This window comes from Streptococcus sp. LPB0220, assembly GCF_008727815.1.
Taxonomy (GTDB): domain Bacteria; phylum Bacillota; class Bacilli; order Lactobacillales; family Streptococcaceae; genus Streptococcus.
Genome location: NZ_CP044230.1, coordinates 196,559 through 213,554, shown reverse-complemented (window position 1 = coordinate 213,554; position 16,996 = coordinate 196,559). Strand labels below are relative to the sequence as shown.

The following is a 16,996-nucleotide window of genomic DNA, read 5'->3' as shown; positions in this document are numbered from 1 at the left end:
GCACCCTATCATACCAAAAATTAGTCTTTTTCGCTATTTTCTGATGGTTCCTTGATCTCGTTTGGCGTCTCTTCAGAAGGCGTTTCGCTCCCTGCTTTCTCCTTATCTTTCTGTGTCTTCTTCTTTTCTTTTTGGCTCTTGCTACTTTCTTTTTCTTCCCTTACAGGAAGGACAAACTCATAGCTTTCGCCATCCATCTCAGCTTGGGCATGAAGAAAACCAGTATCCTTCTTTAGCTGAACTGTTCCAGACTTTAAATGAATCTCTGATGTCTTCTCATCACTCTTTCTCTTTTCAAGAGCCAATTGCACCAAAGCATAGGCCCGTAGACGATCTTGACTCGTCTTTAAGATCCGTCTTTCCGCAACCTGACGATGCAGGTAAAACTGAAGCAAGAGACTAAAAATCGCTGCCATCAAGAGAGCGTAAAGCAAGACACCAGCCTTAACTTTTTTCATTTTGTATCGCTGGTACCACATGGTAGACATACTCCCTTTCTAGACCTTCTTCAAAATTCAACCGCAGATGAAGGAGCTCTCCCTCCTGCCAAATTTGGCTAGAGCGAACCCCTGAAATCATAGGCTGATAGCCTCTGCCCTTATCATCTGTTTTTCGGATATCATCTCCTTTAGATTGGCCAATAGCAATTGGTTTTTGATCCTGAACCAAGTAGATATGATTGTCCGCTACTTTTTCAAAATGACTCCGGTCCAATTCCACCTGCAATTGTTGCTGAAAAAGTACCCATTCTTCCTGCTTTTGATGCGCCTGGTAGTCCAATTCAGCATGCAGGAGCTTGGTCAAGCCTTGAAAGACCAACACACCCCCACTGAGCACCAAGAGAGCGACCAAGGCTTCGAGCAGGGTAAAGGCCTTGACCTTTCCGTTATTCCACATGCAGTACCACCTTCCCTTGATGATAGACCGTGAGCTGATCGGCATCTTTTTCGACTTGAACCTGAATACCATTGGCCTCCAGATGATTTTGCCCTGTCTGAAGCGCCATTTGAGCGACAGATAAGACCTCTACCTCTTTGAAATCCGCTAGTCGCTCCTTGCGCGAACGCCGGATCTCCCCTAACAATAAGGTCGTAATCATGGCAAATAAACCCAAGGCAACTAAGGATTCTATGAGAATACTAGCGGGAACGGATGCTTTTTTTAATTTTCCCATTTCCAAGCGACAGTTGATAGGTCACCACTCCTCTCTGTGTCTGAAAGTGAACATTGGCCAGGGATGAATTGCCACCTGCTCGGTCTAAACGAATAGTTTTAGGATCTTGCAAAATGACAGAATCAGGAATCTCCACCGTCTGGTAAGGCGTTTGAATCTTCCTTGCAGTCACTTCAACATCCAATTCCGTTTGCCTTGCCAGCGCTATTTTCTGGCTTTCTTGATAGAGGTGTTCAAACTCTGCAAAAAATACTTTTTCTTCCACCTGCTGAAAGCTCGTCTTGATCGATCCCGATAAGCCCAGATAGATAAAACTGACGATCATCAAGGTCAGAAGGGTCTCCACCAAGGTGAAGGCCTTAATCTGCAACCGCACGAGTTTCTCCACTATTTTTCGCATAATAGGCACGGTAGGACTCTGCTTGTTTGTTGGTAATATTTCCATCAGCAATCAGCTTTGCTAGAGTAGCTTGTTCATTGGTATGATTGAGCTCGTACAATTCAGCCTGGCTTTCGACCACCTTCACTACAGCTGCATTTCCTGTCTCTTTCACGGAGTCTTTTTGCTTGGTCAAATTCGGCACAAAGAGCAATAAGAGCACACTGATGATCAATAAGACCACCAACATTTCAATCAGTGTAAAGGCTTTAACCTTATAGGTTTTTAATGTTTTCATAAATGAACCTCCATATTTTGATAAATCGGCAGCAACATGGCTGCATAGAGTAAGACAATCACAAGAGCCACAAAGACAAACACCAAGGGTTGTATCACATTCATGGCCTTGTGAACCCGACGAAAGAAATCTTCCCATGTTTTTTCAGCGTAGATCTCTAGCTCACTTCCGAGCTTTGATTTGACTTCACCGTATTCAATCATAAGGGACAATTCTTTTTTGAAAAAAGAATACCCCCTGACCGTCTCTGAAAAGGACTGGCCACGATCTAAAGAAAGAGCTAAGTCCCTTCCAATTTCCTGAAAAAGCTGGGATTTTTGCCCCTGCATCATGGAAAAAATCTGAGACAATTCCAATCCTTGTCCAATCAGATTACCCCATTCTCTGGCATAATAGGCTGTCAAATAAGCTTGAATCATGCCTTTCCCGAAAGGCAGATGAGACAAGGTTCTAAAAACCTTGATCTTGCCTGACTTTCGATAATAGAGAAAGCTGAGTAAGAAGAAGATCACCAGTCCCGCTCCTAAGGCCAAAAAGAGTTGGGGGAAGGAACTGATCAATTGCGTCCCAATATTTTGAGCATCCATTTGAGGAAGCAAGTAATTGCGCAGGCCTAGCATAATCAGAACTAAAAATCCAAGCAAGATGAGAGGATAGGTGCTCACCTCAATCAGCTTTTTCTTGACCTTGCGCATGTTTTCTAGGTAAGCACTGATTTTCTCCAAGCTCAATGCAAGATTGCCATGGAGTTCAGCGAGAGACAGCTGTGTCGTGACCGCATCTGAAAAACCGATCCCCGCCATCATCTCTGAAAAACTCCGCCCCCTCGAGAGGTCCTCTCGCATCTGGGAAACCAAACGACTCTCCACTAGGTGAGAGCGATCCAGAAAATCGACAATCTCAGACAGATGAAAACCACTCGAATAAAGATTCAAAAACAATTCGATGATTTGCTTTTGTTTAGCGGTAGATAATTTTTTCGGCTTGCGCCTGAGCCAGCTGGATATATCCCGATTGAGCCAAGAGATCCATTTGTTGGTTCCAGCGGCTGGCTGAGTGCTCTTGGTAGTTTTCCGTCGCAAAATCGACCACACCTCCTCCTGCAATTAATCGTTGGTAGCAAATACCTTGTAAAACAATCTTGAGCTCTTCCTCACTCACTCCAAGTTCTAAGAGCCTCTCATAAACACCTCGAACGCTTTTGGCATGAATCGTAGAGAAGACGGTGACTCCTGTCAAACTAGCTCGTACGACCGCACGAGCTGTTTCCTTATCTCGGATCTCTCCAATAATAAGAAGGTCCGGCCGATGGCGCAAGGAGAGTTTGATCAGGTTGTCATAGGTCATGCCGATCTGGTCATTCAGCTGAAGCTGAAGCATATTATCCTGCTTGATCTCGACAGGATCTTCAATAGACATGACTTGCTGGTCCGCAAAGCGCTCTTGCGCCAAAGCATGCATGAGAGTGGTCTTTCCCGAGCCAACGGGGCCCGCAAAAAGATAAAGCCCACGACCAGCCAATTTCTTCTGCAAGTCTGGCAGCTGGTCAAACCAAAACCGCAATTCACGTTCCTCATCATGCAAGAGCCGAATGACCAAGCTTTCATAACCACGATAATCCCCCACCGTTGACAAGCGAATCGAGACCACTCCATCCTCTAATGGGTAATCACACGACCCTAGCTGGCTGCGCCTTTTTTCTCCCACATTCATCCCTGCCACGAACTTAAAGTGGCTGATAATAGCCGTCATGTCCTCAAAAGGGAAGGACTTTACAAAGCGCCTCTCGTCTCCCACCCTCATAAAAACCTGGTACTCCTCCTTCCGAGGAATGAAGTAAAGATCCTGAGCTTCTTCCTTTTTCCCCATGCGGATCAGTTTTTTTGCAATTTCTTGAACCATAGTTCCTCCTCTCACTTATACTATTCGAAAAAGAAGACAAAAAAAGAAGACTTTCTAGATCGCTCTAAAAAATCTTCCGAATGTCTCTTATGACAGGGTTGTCCCCTTTTTTGAATCGAGTGTATATTGACAAGAACGGTGTTTGCGACTGCCTCTTTCCTTTTCGTAGCCTGGGCGGAGCTTGCTTTTAGGGATCTTGTGCTCGTCTTCTAGAAGGACAATCGAATGGAAAAACTGCACATCTTCACTGCAGTCCTCACACCACTCTTGCTCGTTGGTATCCCAAAAGATCGTCATGAGATCACTCCGACTCTTATAACTTGGAAAGTGTGCATTCAACTCCAACCACTTCTGCTTGTAGTATTTCAAAGCCTGGTAATAGTCTTCAAACTTCCGGCTACTGACGATATCTTCTTCCCAACCTTCTAAAAACCACCAGGGTTCACAGTCCCCGTACATTTCAATCACTCGATACATAAACTCTTCCATCCTTTGTATCCTCTATTATATAGAAAATCCTTTGAGAATAAAAGTTTTCTGCTCAGAGCATGATTTTTCAGGTAGTTTTCAGGTGATTTTCACAATTATTTTCCAAAAATAGACTGCCTAATTGCTATTGGTTCCTTTTTTCAAAAAAAGCCGGAACATGTAGTTCCGACTAATTTTCTTATTCTTCTACGACTTCAGCTGTTTGAACTTCATCGACTGTTCCATCTGTTAATGGTACTTCTTCGATAATTTCAACTTCATTAATCGCTTGTGGTTCCAAATTACGGTAACGAGCCATACCTGTACCCGCAGGAATAATCTTACCAATGATAACATTTTCCTTAAGTCCAAGGAGATGGTCTTTCTTACCGCGGATCGCTGCGTCCGTAAGAACACGAGTGGTTTCTTGGAAGGAAGCAGCTGACAAGAAACTGTTGGTTTCAAGAGAGGCTTTGGTGATTCCCATAAGGACTGGACGAGCAGTCGCAGGAACTCCACCAGAGATAAGGACATCCTTATTAGCATCTGTAAAGTCTGTAATGTCCATAAGCGTACCCATGAGAAGGTCTGTATCTCCTGGATCCATGACACGTACTTTACGGATCATTTGACGAACCATTACCTCGATGTGTTTGTCGCCGATTTCTACCCCTTGGCTACGGTATACTTTTTGTACTTCCGCAAGAAGGTAAGTTTCAACCGACAAGACATCACGAACGGCAAGGAGACGTTTTGGTTGGATAGACCCTTCTGTCAGAGCCGCACCACGAGAGACTTGATCTCCCACTTCGACTTTCATGCGGGCAGTGTAAGGGACAACGTATTCGCCCTCACCAGTTGCTCCGCTAACAAAGACTTTCTTGGTGCGTGTAGAAGCATCTTCTTCGATCGCTGTGACTTCCCCTTTGACCTCAGTGATGACCGCTTCCCCTTTTGGATTGCGGGCTTCAAAGATTTCTTGGACACGAGGAAGACCTTGCGTGATATCGGTATTTGAGGCAACCCCACCCGTGTGGAAGGTACGCATGGTCAACTGTGTACCAGGTTCCCCGATAGATTGGGCAGCGATAGTTCCGACTGCTTCACCCACTTCAACCGCATCACCAGTCGCCAAGTTGATACCATAACAGTGACGGCAGACACCATGGCGGGTGTTACATGTAAAGACAGAGCGGATAGTGACTTCTTCCACACCAGCTTTGACAATTTCACGTGCTAGGTCTTCTGAAATCAAGGTATCTGGACCAACGATGACTTCACCTGTTTCAGGATGTTTAACAGATTTCTTGGTATAACGACCAGTCAAGCGTTCTTCGAGTGGCTCGATCATTTCCTTACCATCAGTAATGGCACGGATCACAAGTCCACGGTCTGTTCCACAGTCGTCTTCACGGATAATGACGTCTTGGGCCACGTCAACCAAACGACGAGTCAAGTAACCTGAGTCGGCTGTCTTGAGGGCCGTATCGGTCATCCCTTTACGGGCACCGTGAGTTGAGAAGAACATTTCGAGTACTGACAAACCTTCGCGGAAGTTTGACAGGATTGGCAATTCCATGATCCGTCCGTTTGGAGCGGCCATCAAACCACGCATACCGGCAAGTTGCGAGAAGTTTGAAATGTTACCACGGGCTCCAGAGTCCATCATCATAACGATTGGGTTCTTCGGATCTTGGTTATCCACTAAGCGTTTTTCCAATTTTTCACGGGCTGCACGCCATTCAGCTGTAACGGCATTGTAGCGTTCATCATCTGTGATCAAACCACGACGGAATTGTTTAGTGATTTGTTCCACACGTTTGTGAGATTCTTCAATGATTTCTGCTTTATCTTCAACGACCGGAATATCGGCAATCCCCACTGTCAAACCAGCAAGGGTTGAGTGATGGTAACCCAAGTCTTTCAAGCGGTCCAAGAAAGCAGATGTTTCAGTTGTACGGAAGCGTTTGAAGATTTCTGCGATGATATTTCCAAGATTTTTCTTCTTGAATGGAACGTTTAATTCCAATTTCTCAATCGCTGCTTTGACATCTTGACCAGGCTCCAAGAAGTACTTAGCTGGAACGCCTTCTGTCAAGTTGGCATTATTTGGCTCTTGAAGGTATGGAAGCTCTGCAGGCATGATATCGTTAAAGAGGATCTTACCAACAGTTGTCAAGAGAATCTTGTGTTGTTGCGCTTCTGTCCATGGTTTGTTCAAGCTATCTGTCGCAATTCCGACACGTGTATGCAAGTGAACATAGCCATTGCGAAGAGCCATGACCGCTTCATCACGGTCTTTGAAGACCATGCCTTCTCCTTCACGACCAGCTTCTTCCATAGTGAGGTAGTAGTTCCCCAATACCATATCCTGAGATGGGGTAACAACTGGTTTACCGTCTTTTGGATTCAAGATGTGCTCAGCAGCCAACATCAAGATACGAGCTTCTGCTTGAGCTTCTTCTGAAAGCGGTACGTGGATGGCCATTTGGTCACCGTCAAAGTCGGCATTGTAGGCTTCACAGACAAGTGGGTGCAAGCGAAGGGCTTTCCCGTCAATCAAGACAGGTTCAAAAGCTTGGATCCCCAAACGGTGAAGGGTCGGTGCGCGGTTCAAGAGAACTGGGTGTTCTTTGATCACTTCTTCTAGGATATCCCAGATGCGTTCATCTCCGCGTTCGACCAAGCGTTTTGCAGCTTTAACGTTTTGCACGATATCACGCGCAACGATTTCACGCATGACGAATGGTTTGAAGAGCTCGATCGCCATTTCACGTGGCACACCACATTGGTACATCTTAAGAGTTGGACCAACGGCGATAACGGAACGTCCTGAGAAGTCCACCCGTTTACCGAGCAAGTTTTGACGGAAGCGTCCTTGTTTCCCTTTGAGCATGTGACTCAATGATTTCAGTGGACGGCTACCTGGTCCTGTGATCGGACGACCACGACGACCGTTATCGATCAAAGCATCAACGGCTTCTTGGAGCATCCGTTTTTCGTTTTGCACGATGATACCAGGGGCATTCAACTCAAGCAAACGTGCCAAACGGTTGTTCCGGTTGATTACACGGCGGTAAAGGTCGTTCAAGTCAGAGGCAGCAAAACGGCCACCATCCAATTGGACCATCGGACGAAGATCTGGTGGAATAACTGGAAGGATGTTGAGAACCATCCATTCTGGCTTGTTACCAGATTTGTAGAAGGCATCCAAGACATCCAAACGACGAACAGCCTTCACACGTTTTTGACCAGTTGCAGTCTTCAATTCTTCTTTCAAGAGAGCAATTTCAGCTTCCAAATCCACTTGTTTCAAGAGGTCTTGGATCGCTTCTGCACCCATCTTAGCTACAAAGGAACCTGGTCCGTATTCACGCAAGCGTTCACGGTATTCACGTTCTGTCATGATGGATTTGTGCTCAAGTGGTGTATCTTTTGGATCGATGACCACATAAGCTGCGAAGTAAATGACTTCTTCAAGGGCACGAGGGCTCATATCCAAGGTCAATCCCATACGAGAAGGGATTCCTTTGAAGTACCAGATGTGTGATACAGGTGCTTTCAACTCGATGTGCCCCATGCGTTCACGACGAACTTTCGCACGTGTTACTTCAACCCCACAGCGGTCACAAACGATCCCTTTGTAACGGATCCGTTTGTATTTCCCACACGCACATTCCCAGTCTTTTGTAGGTCCAAAGATGACTTCATCAAAGAGACCTTCACGTTCTGGTTTCAATGTACGGTAGTTGATTGTTTCAGGTTTCTTGACCTCTCCATAAGACCATGAACGGACCTTGCTTGGAGAAGCTAGGGTGATTTGCATACTTTTAAAACGATTTACATCAACCACTATTTCTTACCTTTCCTTGTTTTCATACTTGTTTCATTTGAATACAGCTTAGGTGGGGGAAGAAAGGAAACTTTCTTGCACCTCCTTGTGTCTGTATCTTGTTATCGAATCATCCTGCTAGAAGCATTGGTTTCTCACAAGACAATCATTTTTACTGATTATTTTTCTGATTCTTCAGCATCAAAGGCTGCTTTTGCTTCCTTGGCTGCTTTTTCACGTGCTTTTTCAAGGTCATCCACATGAATCACATCATCGTCTTCCCCTTCATCGAGGTCACGAAGTTCCACTTCTTGATCATCTTCGTCCAAGACACGCATGTCAAGACCAAGTGATTGCAATTCTTTGACAAGAACGCGGAAGGATTCTGGTACACCTGGTTTTGGAATTGGTTTACCTTTGGTAATCGCTTCATAGGCTTTCAAACGTCCGTTGACATCATCTGACTTGTAAGTCAAGATTTCTTGAAGGACATTTGATGCACCATAAGCCTCAAGGGCCCACACTTCCATTTCCCCGAAACGTTGTCCACCAAATTGAGCTTTCCCTCCGAGTGGTTGTTGGGTAACCATTGAGTAAGGTCCGACTGAACGGGCATGGAGTTTATCATCAACCATGTGGTGGAGCTTGATCATGTACATGACACCGACAGAGACACGGTTGTCAAATGGCTCACCTGTACGTCCATCGTAAAGAATAGTCTTAGCATCGCTATCCATACCAGCTTCTTTTACAGTATCCCAGAGGTCTTCTGAGCTTGCTCCGTCAAAGACTGGTGTTGCGATGTGAATACCCAAGTTACGAGCGGCCATACCAAGGTGAAGTTCCATAACCTGACCGATATTCATACGTGATGGCACCCCAAGAGGGTTCAACATGATATCAACCGGTGTACCGTCTGGAAGGTAAGGCATATCTTCAACTGGAACAATACGAGACACAACCCCTTTGTTTCCGTGACGACCGGCCATCTTATCTCCGACGCGGATCTTGCGTTTTTGTGCGATGTAAACACGAACCAACATGTTGACACCCGATTGCAATTCATCTCCGTTTGCACGTGTAAAGATCTTAACATCGCGAACGACTCCATCTCCACCGTGAGGTACACGGAGTGATGTATCCCGCACTTCACGAGATTTATCTCCAAAGATCGCGTGAAGGAGACGTTCTTCAGCAGAAAGGTCTTTTTCACCCTTCGGTGTGACCTTACCGACAAGGATATCGCCTTCTTTTACTTCCGCACCAATACGGATAATACCTGTTTCATCCAAGTCACGAAGAGCATCTTCCCCGACGTTTGGAATTTCACGGGTAATTTCTTCAGGGCCTAACTTGGTATCGCGTGTTTCTGATTCGAATTCTTCCAAGTGAACAGATGTGTAGACATCTTCTTTCACCAAGCGTTCGCTCATGATAACGGCATCCTCGAAGTTATACCCTTCCCAAGTCATGTAAGCGACGATTGGGTTTTGACCAAGGGCCATTTCCCCTTTTTCCATCGATGGACCGTCAGCAATAAAGTCGCCTTTTTCAACAACATCGCCAACTTTTACAAGGGTACGTTGGTTGTAAGCCGTACCTGAGTTTGAACGACGGAATTTTTGGATGTGATATACATCAAGAGATCCATCTTCCCGACGAACTTCTACCTTGTCTGCATCCGCGTAAGTAACTTTACCATCGTGTTGAGCAATGACTGCAGCTCCTGAGTCATGGGCAGCTTGGTATTCCATACCAGTACCCACATAAGGGGCTTTTGGATCAATCAATGGCACAGCCTGACGTTGCATGTTGGCACCCATGAGGGCACGGTTGGAGTCATCGTTTTCCAAGAAAGGAATACATGCTGTCGCAACGGCAACTACTTGTTTTGGAGACACGTCCATGTAGTCGACTTGATCAGATGGGAACTCTTGGTTGTTACCACGGTGACGTCCCATAACGATTGGCTCAGCAAAGCCACCCTTTTCGTTCAACTTAGAGTTGGCCTGAGCAACGATGTACTCATCTTCTTCATCGGCTGTCAACCAAACGATTTCGTTAGTGACTACACCTTTTTCACGGTCCACTTTACGGTATGGTGTTTGGATGAAACCATACTTGTTCAAGTGTCCATAAGATGACAAGTTGTTGATCAAACCGATGTTTGGTCCTTCAGGTGTTTCGATTGGACACATACGACCATAGTGGGTATAGTGCACGTCACGTACTTCATATCCAGCGCGGTCACGTGTCAAACCACCAGGCCCTAAGGCAGACAAACGACGTTTGTGAGACAACTCAGAAAGCGGGTTGTGTTGGTCCATGAACTGTGACAATTGGGAAGAACCAAAGAATTCTTTAATTGCTGCAGTTACTGGACGGATGTTGATGATTTGTTGTGGTGTCAAGACATCGTTATCTTGTACAGACATCCGTTCGCGAACGTTTCGTTCCATCCGTGAAAGTCCAAGACGCACTTGGTTGGCAAGCAATTCACCAACGGCACGAATCCGACGGTTTCCAAGGTGGTCGATATCATCCACGCGACCAATACCTTCTGCCAGGTTCAAGAAATAGCTCATTTCTGCCAAGATATCTGCTGGAGTTACAATCCGTACTTTGTCAGATGGGTTGGCATTTCCGATGATGGTGACAACGCGGTCTGGATCTGTTGGAGCGACAACTTTGAATTTTTGCAATTCTACTGGTTCTGTCAAAACAGCAGCATCATTTGGAATGTAGGTGATTTTGTTCAAACCGTTATCCAATTGTTCAGAGATGCTGTCGATCACATCGCGCGTCATGACAGTACCAGCTTCTACAAGGATTTCCCCTGTTTCAGCATCTACCAATGGTTCTGCGATTGTTTGGTTCAACAAGCGGTTCTTGATATTGAGTTTCTTGTTGATCTTGTAGCGACCGACAGGAGCCAAGTCATAACGACGTGGATCAAAGAAACGAGCTACCAACAAGCTGCGTGAGCTTTCCGCTGTTTTTGGTTCACCCGGACGAAGACGCTCGTAGATTTCTTTGAGGGCTTCATCTGTCCGTGAATCCATTGGATTTTTGTGGATATCTTTTTCAATGGTATTACGAACCAATTCGCTATCCCCAAAGATATCGATGATTTCATCATCTCCAGAGAATCCAAGAGCACGCACAAGAGTTGTAAATGGAATCTTACGTGTGCGGTCGATACGTGTGTAAGCAATGTCTTTTGAGTCGGTTTCAAGCTCTAACCAAGCCCCACGGTTAGGGATAACAGTTGATCCATAACCAACCTTACCATTCTTGTCCACCTTATCATTGAAGTAGACACCTGGTGAGCGGACCAACTGAGATACGATAATCCGTTCTCCACCATTGATGATGAAGGTTCCCATTTCAGTCATGATTGGGAAATCACCAAAGAAAACTTCTTGGGTCTTGATTTCACCTGTTTCTTTGTTGACCAAACGGAAGGTCACAAAGATTGGTGCTGAGTAGCTGGCATCGTGGATGCGCGCTTCTTCAAGCGAATACTTAGGTTCGCGGATTTCATAACCCACAAATTCCAATTCCATTGTATCCGTGAAGTTTGAGATGGGAAGCACATCTTCAAATACTTCCTTCAAGCCATGATCCAAGAAATCTTTGAATGAGTCTGTCTGGATTTCAATCAAGTTTGGTAAATCAAGAACCTCTTTGATTCTTGAAAAACTACGACGGGTCCGATGTTTCCCGTATTGAACGTCATGTCCTGCCAAAGTTTTTAGCTCCTTTTTCCATACTAGGATAGCTTGGTAAAATGACTTTCACCACCTATCCGGTTTTAACTACAATTGTGTGATTTGCATCACGTGAAGAGCTATCTCTTCACCTCATTCGTCGCTTTTTGTAATTTTTAGAAAAATTAAATTTGTGTAACAAACTAGGATTTTTCTGAAAAATAGGCACAAAAAGAGCAGCTAAATCGACTTATTCAAGTAAGATTTAACTGCTGTAAGCTCTTATTTGGACAATATTTCAAATAAAGCACACGACAAATTAGTTATCACTATTATACCGTTTTTTGCTCCAAAAATCAAGGCTTTCTCCAGGTTTTCTACTGGATCAGACTAGTGTCGATTGCCACGATTTGAGCTGTTTCGATTTGAACTATTGCTGGATGAACTATTGGTTGTCGAATTGTTCTTATTATTCGACTGATTTCCACTGGAATTACCGAGAATGGCTGCCCAAGCACTTTGATAATCGCTATCCGATCCCCCGATGGCAAAGCGGTATTGAGTGGTTGGCGCTCCGTTTTTGGCCCAAAGGCTCGTCACCATTTGACCGCTCACATCGATATCCCGACCATTGACATTGACGCGGCCCGGTCTTTCACCAGTCGATTTGAGCACTTCAGAGCGGATCACACTCTTATCGAGAGTGAATTTATCCTGAATCCCAAAGAGACTTGGATCTGCTTGGTAGATTGCATTCGCCAACTGCGCCATGTATTGGGCATTGTTGTTGTATCCAGTCAAGGTCTGCATGGAAGCATTGTTGTCATGACCGATCCAACCTCCTAAAGAAACATTAGGGGTGGACAGCATCAACCACATATCTCCATTTGAGTTAGTGGTACCGGTTTTTCCAATCCAGTCTGCACCTGCCAGCGTTGGGTTGACTTGGCTAATCCGTGACTTAAAGGTCGTTGTTGCACCAGACGTAATAACCCCGCGCAAGAGATCCTGCATAATCGTTGCCGTTGCTGGAGAGTAAACACGAACAGGATCTGCCTCGTGCTTGTATACCACATCTCCATCTCGATCAATGATTTGCTCTACCATGTAGCGTTTGAGGTAGTTCCCATTGTTAGCAATGGTTTGGAAACCATTGGTATGTTGGGCAACAGTGACCTCAATTCCTCCCCCCATCGGCAGACTCTCAATGCCATATTCAGGGATATCATAGCCCATTTTCTTCATGTAGGATGGGACATCCACACCTTTTTCACGAAGAGTCCGGTAAGTCCAGTAAGCTGGAATATTCCATGAGGTATTGAGGGCCTCACGAAGATCCATCATGGCTGTCCCTCGGCTATCCACGTGCATGATCGGCTCCCCACTTGAGAAATTAGTCGGGTAGTTAGAAAGGATGCTATTGCTTCCCATCAAGCCTTGGTCGATGGCAATCCCATATGCCAACAGCGGTTTGATAGTAGACCCTGGGGAACGCTCTGTATCAAAAGCATGGTTGTTTTGGTTGCCGTCAAAATTCCGTCCACCGATAAATCCTAAAACGGCACCCGTTCGGTTGTCCATAAGGACATTCCCAACTTCTACAAGACCCGTCCCATCATCCAAGACACTTCCAAAATTCGATACCGCGGCCTGCATCGCATTGTGAACCGGTTTGTTAATCGTGGTTTGAATGGTGTAGCCACCTTCGCGCAACTCGCTCTCAGCTAATTCCTGGTAAGCCTTGACGGTTTCATTATTTTTCAAGTCTTGCTTGGTGACATTGTCTCGCTTGATCAAGTAATCATACATGGCCTCTTTTGCTTCTGCCATGGCTTGGAAGTAGAGGTAGTCATGCGGTGTTTTCTCGATGCCATCTGGAGCGATGAAGTCTTTGGTCAAGTCGTACTGAGCATAGGTCTCGTAGTCTTTTTTCGACAAGGCTCCTGTCCGGTACATATTGAACAAAACGTCTTTGGCACGCGCCAGACCTAACTCGAGGTTCTCCTTGCTCTTTAGGCTACCGTCTGCAGCATAAGGAGAGTAGACAATCGGACTTTGTGGCAAGCCAGCGATAAAGGCCGCTTGTGGAACGGACAAGTCTTTCGCAGAGACGCCAAAGATCCCTTGAGCTGCAGCTTCCACACCCGCAATATTTTGTCCCCGATTGTTGCGTCCAAAAGGCGAAACATTTAAGTAGGTGGTCAGGATTTCATTTTTATCCATTCCCCGCTCTAAAGCCAAGGCATCGACAATCTCTGTCGCCTTACGAGTAAAGGTTGGAGCGTCTCCCACGACTTGCTGTTTGATCAACTGCTGGGTCAGGGTTGATCCCCCACTAGAGGAGCCCACACCGGCTACAGATCCAAGTGTTGCCCGAAGAACGGCTTTAGGTACAACCCCCTTGTGGCTTTCAAAATTCTCATCCTCAGTAGCGATCACAGCCTTCTTGACATTGTCTGAAATGGCGTCTCCTGCTACTGGCGTGCGGATCAAATCACTGTCCACTTCTGCAATCAAACTCTTATCTGAATAAGTCAGTTTTGAAACACTGCTGACATTGCGGACCTGCTGGACCAATTCTTCTGTCTTTGGAACCTTGACGTTACTAAAGAGGCTCGCCGCATAACCAATCCCGATCCCTGCGCCAAATAAAAAGAGGCACACGAACAGGGCGATCATGACATCCCACAAGAGTTTGAGGGTTCGTAAAAAGGTCGCAAAAATATCACCGACAGACCAGCTACTTTCCTCACTTTTTTCCTTATTCGGAGTTTCTGTATACATATTTGCAAAGAATTTTTGAATCTTCGTCCAAAATTCTTGCAGCTTCTCTTTTAATTGATTCACTGATTCTTTCTCCTTGTTCCCTATATTATAGCAGATTAGGCCCTTTGTTTTCAATCACAAGAGCGTAGAAATCGTCACTCAATCTTCTTGAGTAAGGTCAAGAAAATGATGGAAACCATTGCCATTTCCGTGGTTTATGGTAGAATAGAGAAATGAATAAACTTATAAAGGAGAAAAGACACATGCACATTTTTGATGAGCTAAAAGAGCGTGGTTTGGTATTTCAAACGACGGATGAAGAAGCCTTACGCAAAGCACTGGAAGAAGGTCAGGTTTCTTATTATACTGGTTATGATCCAACTGCTGACAGCCTTCACCTTGGTCACTTGGTTGCCATCTTGACGAGCCGTCGTCTTCAACTAGCAGGCCACAAACCTTATGCGCTCGTTGGCGGTGCGACTGGTCTCATTGGAGATCCGTCCTTCAAAGATGCTGAACGTAGTCTCCAAACAAAAGAAACTGTACAAGAATGGGTTCGCTCCATTCAAGGACAATTGTCTCGTTTCCTCGATTTTGAAAATGGGGACAATAAAGCCGAAATGGTCAACAACTACGATTGGTTCGGAAGCATTAGCTTTATTGACTTCCTTCGTGATGTCGGAAAATACTTTACGGTCAATGCTATGATGAGTAAAGAATCTGTTAAAAAACGGATTGAGACAGGGATTTCTTACACAGAGTTTGCCTACCAAATCATGCAAGGCTATGACTTCTACGTCCTCAACCAAGAACACAATGTCACCCTTCAAATCGGTGGATCTGACCAATGGGGAAACATGACAGCTGGTACTGAGTTGATGCGCCGTAAAGCGGATAAAACTGGTCATGTTATGACTGTGCCTTTGATCACAGATGCAACTGGTAAGAAATTCGGAAAATCAGAAGGAAACGCCGTCTGGCTCAATGCAGACAAAACATCTCCTTACGAAATGTACCAATTCTGGATGAATGTGATGGATGCCGACGCTGTGCGCTTCTTGAAGATCTTCACTTTCTTGTCACTCGATGAAATCGAAGAGATTCGCAAACAGTTTGAGGCTGCTCCTCATGAACGCTTGGCTCAAAAGATCTTGGCGCGTGAAGTGGTTACTCTTGTCCACGGTGAAGAAGCCTACAAAGAAGCCCTCAACATCACCGAACAACTCTTTGCAGGGAACATCAAAAAGCTTTCTGTCAAAGAACTCAAACAAGGCCTTCGTGGTGTGCCAAACTACCAGGTCCAAGCAGAAGATAACCTCAACATCGTTGAACTCTTGGTCACAGCTGGTGTGGTAAATTCTAAACGCCAAGCCCGCGAAGATGTTCAAAATGGTGCTATCTACGTTAACGGCGAACGCATCCAAGATCTTGACTATGTCTTGAGCGATAGCGATAAATTAGAAAATGAATTGACCGTTATCCGCCGCGGTAAGAAAAAATACTTTGTTTTGACTTATTAAGAAAGTAAAACCACGAAGTTAATACGAAACTTCGTGGTTTTCTTATACACTTTTTTCTGGGACTATTTCCCTTTTCTGCGATACAACAATGCTTGGTTGATTCGTTGAGTTTTTTTATGGAGTTGCCAAATCTGGTAAAGCCAGATCAGGCCGTAAATGGCTAGAAAGATCAACCAAGGAATCGGGCTCCGTAAGGCTGCCCCCCAGCCAAAAAATAAGTAGGTCAATGCTAAGATGGTAGCTGTCACAACTAAATGCAGGACCACACGCAAACTATAGGTCAAAAACTCTTCTTCCTCAAGAATGAACGTCAAAACTCCCATTGTTCCACTCATTAAAAAGATCGCTAGGATGTTGCGTACATTCACAGCGGGATAGACGATGTTGGGATAGATATGGGATAATAACACCAAACACAAATAAAAGAAGGATCCTGTCCTCATACCAGATACAAAATAAGCTATAACTCGTTTCATCACTTTCTCCTATACCCCTAAATAATCCATCAAGGATTTGACATATTTCCGACTGACACTTGATTTCACTCCGCGTGTCAGTTTAGCCATCATATTGCCTGAAAAACTATCCGATAGCGATTCTAAATGGTCGATATTCATCACCGCGTGGCGTGATATCTGTAAAAAATTACGACGATTAATCCGATGTTGAAAATTTGTCAAAGTATCTCTGACGGTGAACGTTTTGTCTGTCGTATAAATGGTTAGCTGATTCTTATCAATCTCGGCTAGAATAATGTCATCAATTTTCACCATAATCAAATGATCATCTGTTTTGATAGGAATCACTACTTGATTCACTGTCGAAAATTGTTCGAGATAGTCCATCACCTCTCGTGCTTGATCAGATAATTGCTTGGCTTGAATGACCACACAGGGGTTGCTTTCTGCGATATCCTGTTTTTCCTCAAAACGAATCTTCATTCCTAC

14 protein-coding genes are annotated in these 16,996 nt (G+C 45.0%); 1 reads left to right on the top strand and 13 read right to left on the bottom strand.

From position 1 onward, the window contains the following. Positions 1-20: 20 nt before the first annotated feature. The 11 genes from comGG to pbp1b form a co-directional block, all read right to left on the bottom strand. Positions 21-488 (bottom strand): competence type IV pilus minor pilin ComGG, encoded by a 468-nt coding sequence (gene comGG, locus LPB220_RS01245; protein ID WP_225305918.1) that lies wholly within the window; start codon positions 486-488, stop codon positions 21-23. Beyond that, positions 445-897, bottom strand: a complete 453-nt coding sequence (gene comGF, locus LPB220_RS01240; protein WP_031572613.1) for a competence type IV pilus minor pilin ComGF — start codon at positions 895-897, stop codon at positions 445-447. The genes comGG and comGF overlap by 44 nt, the downstream gene beginning before the upstream one ends. Beyond that, positions 887-1,174 (bottom strand): competence type IV pilus minor pilin ComGE, encoded by a 288-nt coding sequence (gene comGE, locus LPB220_RS01235; protein WP_003004353.1) that lies wholly within the window; start codon positions 1,172-1,174, stop codon positions 887-889. The genes comGF and comGE overlap by 11 nt, the downstream gene beginning before the upstream one ends. Beyond that, on the bottom strand, positions 1,140-1,544 hold the full coding sequence (comGD, locus tag LPB220_RS01230) for a competence type IV pilus minor pilin ComGD (protein ID WP_003004513.1): 405 nt from the start codon (positions 1,542-1,544) through the stop codon (positions 1,140-1,142). Before comGD ends, comGE begins: the two co-directional genes overlap by 35 nt. Then, positions 1,534-1,851, bottom strand: coding sequence for a competence type IV pilus major pilin ComGC (gene comGC, locus LPB220_RS01225; protein ID WP_150905144.1), 318 nt, complete (start codon positions 1,849-1,851; stop codon positions 1,534-1,536). Before comGC ends, comGD begins: the two co-directional genes overlap by 11 nt. Further along, positions 1,848-2,879, bottom strand: coding sequence for a competence type IV pilus assembly protein ComGB (comGB, locus tag LPB220_RS01220; RefSeq protein WP_176745544.1), 1,032 nt, complete (start codon positions 2,877-2,879; stop codon positions 1,848-1,850). The genes comGC and comGB overlap by 4 nt, the downstream gene beginning before the upstream one ends. Then, positions 2,812-3,753, bottom strand: a complete 942-nt coding sequence (gene comGA, locus LPB220_RS01215; RefSeq protein WP_021154281.1) for a competence type IV pilus ATPase ComGA — start codon at positions 3,751-3,753, stop codon at positions 2,812-2,814. Before comGA ends, comGB begins: the two co-directional genes overlap by 68 nt. A gap of 87 nt (positions 3,754-3,840) precedes the next feature. Further along, entirely contained in the window at positions 3,841-4,230 is a 390-nt protein-coding gene (locus tag LPB220_RS01210; protein WP_042759849.1) for a DUF1033 family protein, read from the bottom strand. A 190-nt stretch (positions 4,231-4,420) separates the two neighbouring features. Next, positions 4,421-8,074 (bottom strand): DNA-directed RNA polymerase subunit beta', encoded by a 3,654-nt coding sequence (gene rpoC, locus LPB220_RS01205; RefSeq protein WP_049492130.1) that lies wholly within the window; start codon positions 8,072-8,074, stop codon positions 4,421-4,423. Between the two features lie 158 nt (positions 8,075-8,232). Beyond that, a complete protein-coding gene (rpoB, locus tag LPB220_RS01200; protein ID WP_023919659.1) occupies positions 8,233-11,802 on the bottom strand; it encodes a DNA-directed RNA polymerase subunit beta in 3,570 nt (1,189 codons plus the stop codon). Positions 11,803-12,153: 351 nt separating this feature from the next. Next, positions 12,154-14,610: a penicillin-binding protein PBP1B gene (gene pbp1b, locus LPB220_RS01195; RefSeq protein WP_191904613.1), complete on the bottom strand. Its 2,457-nt coding sequence runs from the start codon at positions 14,608-14,610 to the stop codon at positions 12,154-12,156. Positions 14,611-14,792: 182 nt separating this feature from the next. Here pbp1b and tyrS point away from each other — a divergent pair, with 182 nt between their 5' ends. After that, on the top strand, positions 14,793-16,049 hold the full coding sequence (gene tyrS / locus LPB220_RS01190; protein WP_150905140.1) for a tyrosine--tRNA ligase: 1,257 nt from the start codon (positions 14,793-14,795) through the stop codon (positions 16,047-16,049). A gap of 62 nt (positions 16,050-16,111) precedes the next feature. On the opposite strand, the gene LPB220_RS01185 is transcribed toward tyrS, so the two are convergent. Beyond that, positions 16,112-16,525, bottom strand: a complete 414-nt coding sequence (locus LPB220_RS01185) for a DUF3021 domain-containing protein (RefSeq protein ID WP_049472884.1) — start codon at positions 16,523-16,525, stop codon at positions 16,112-16,114. 9 nt (positions 16,526-16,534) lie between these two features. Then, a complete protein-coding gene (locus LPB220_RS01180; protein ID WP_049523750.1) occupies positions 16,535-16,990 on the bottom strand; it encodes a LytTR family DNA-binding domain-containing protein in 456 nt (151 codons plus the stop codon). Between the last annotated feature and the right edge of the window lie 6 nt (positions 16,991-16,996).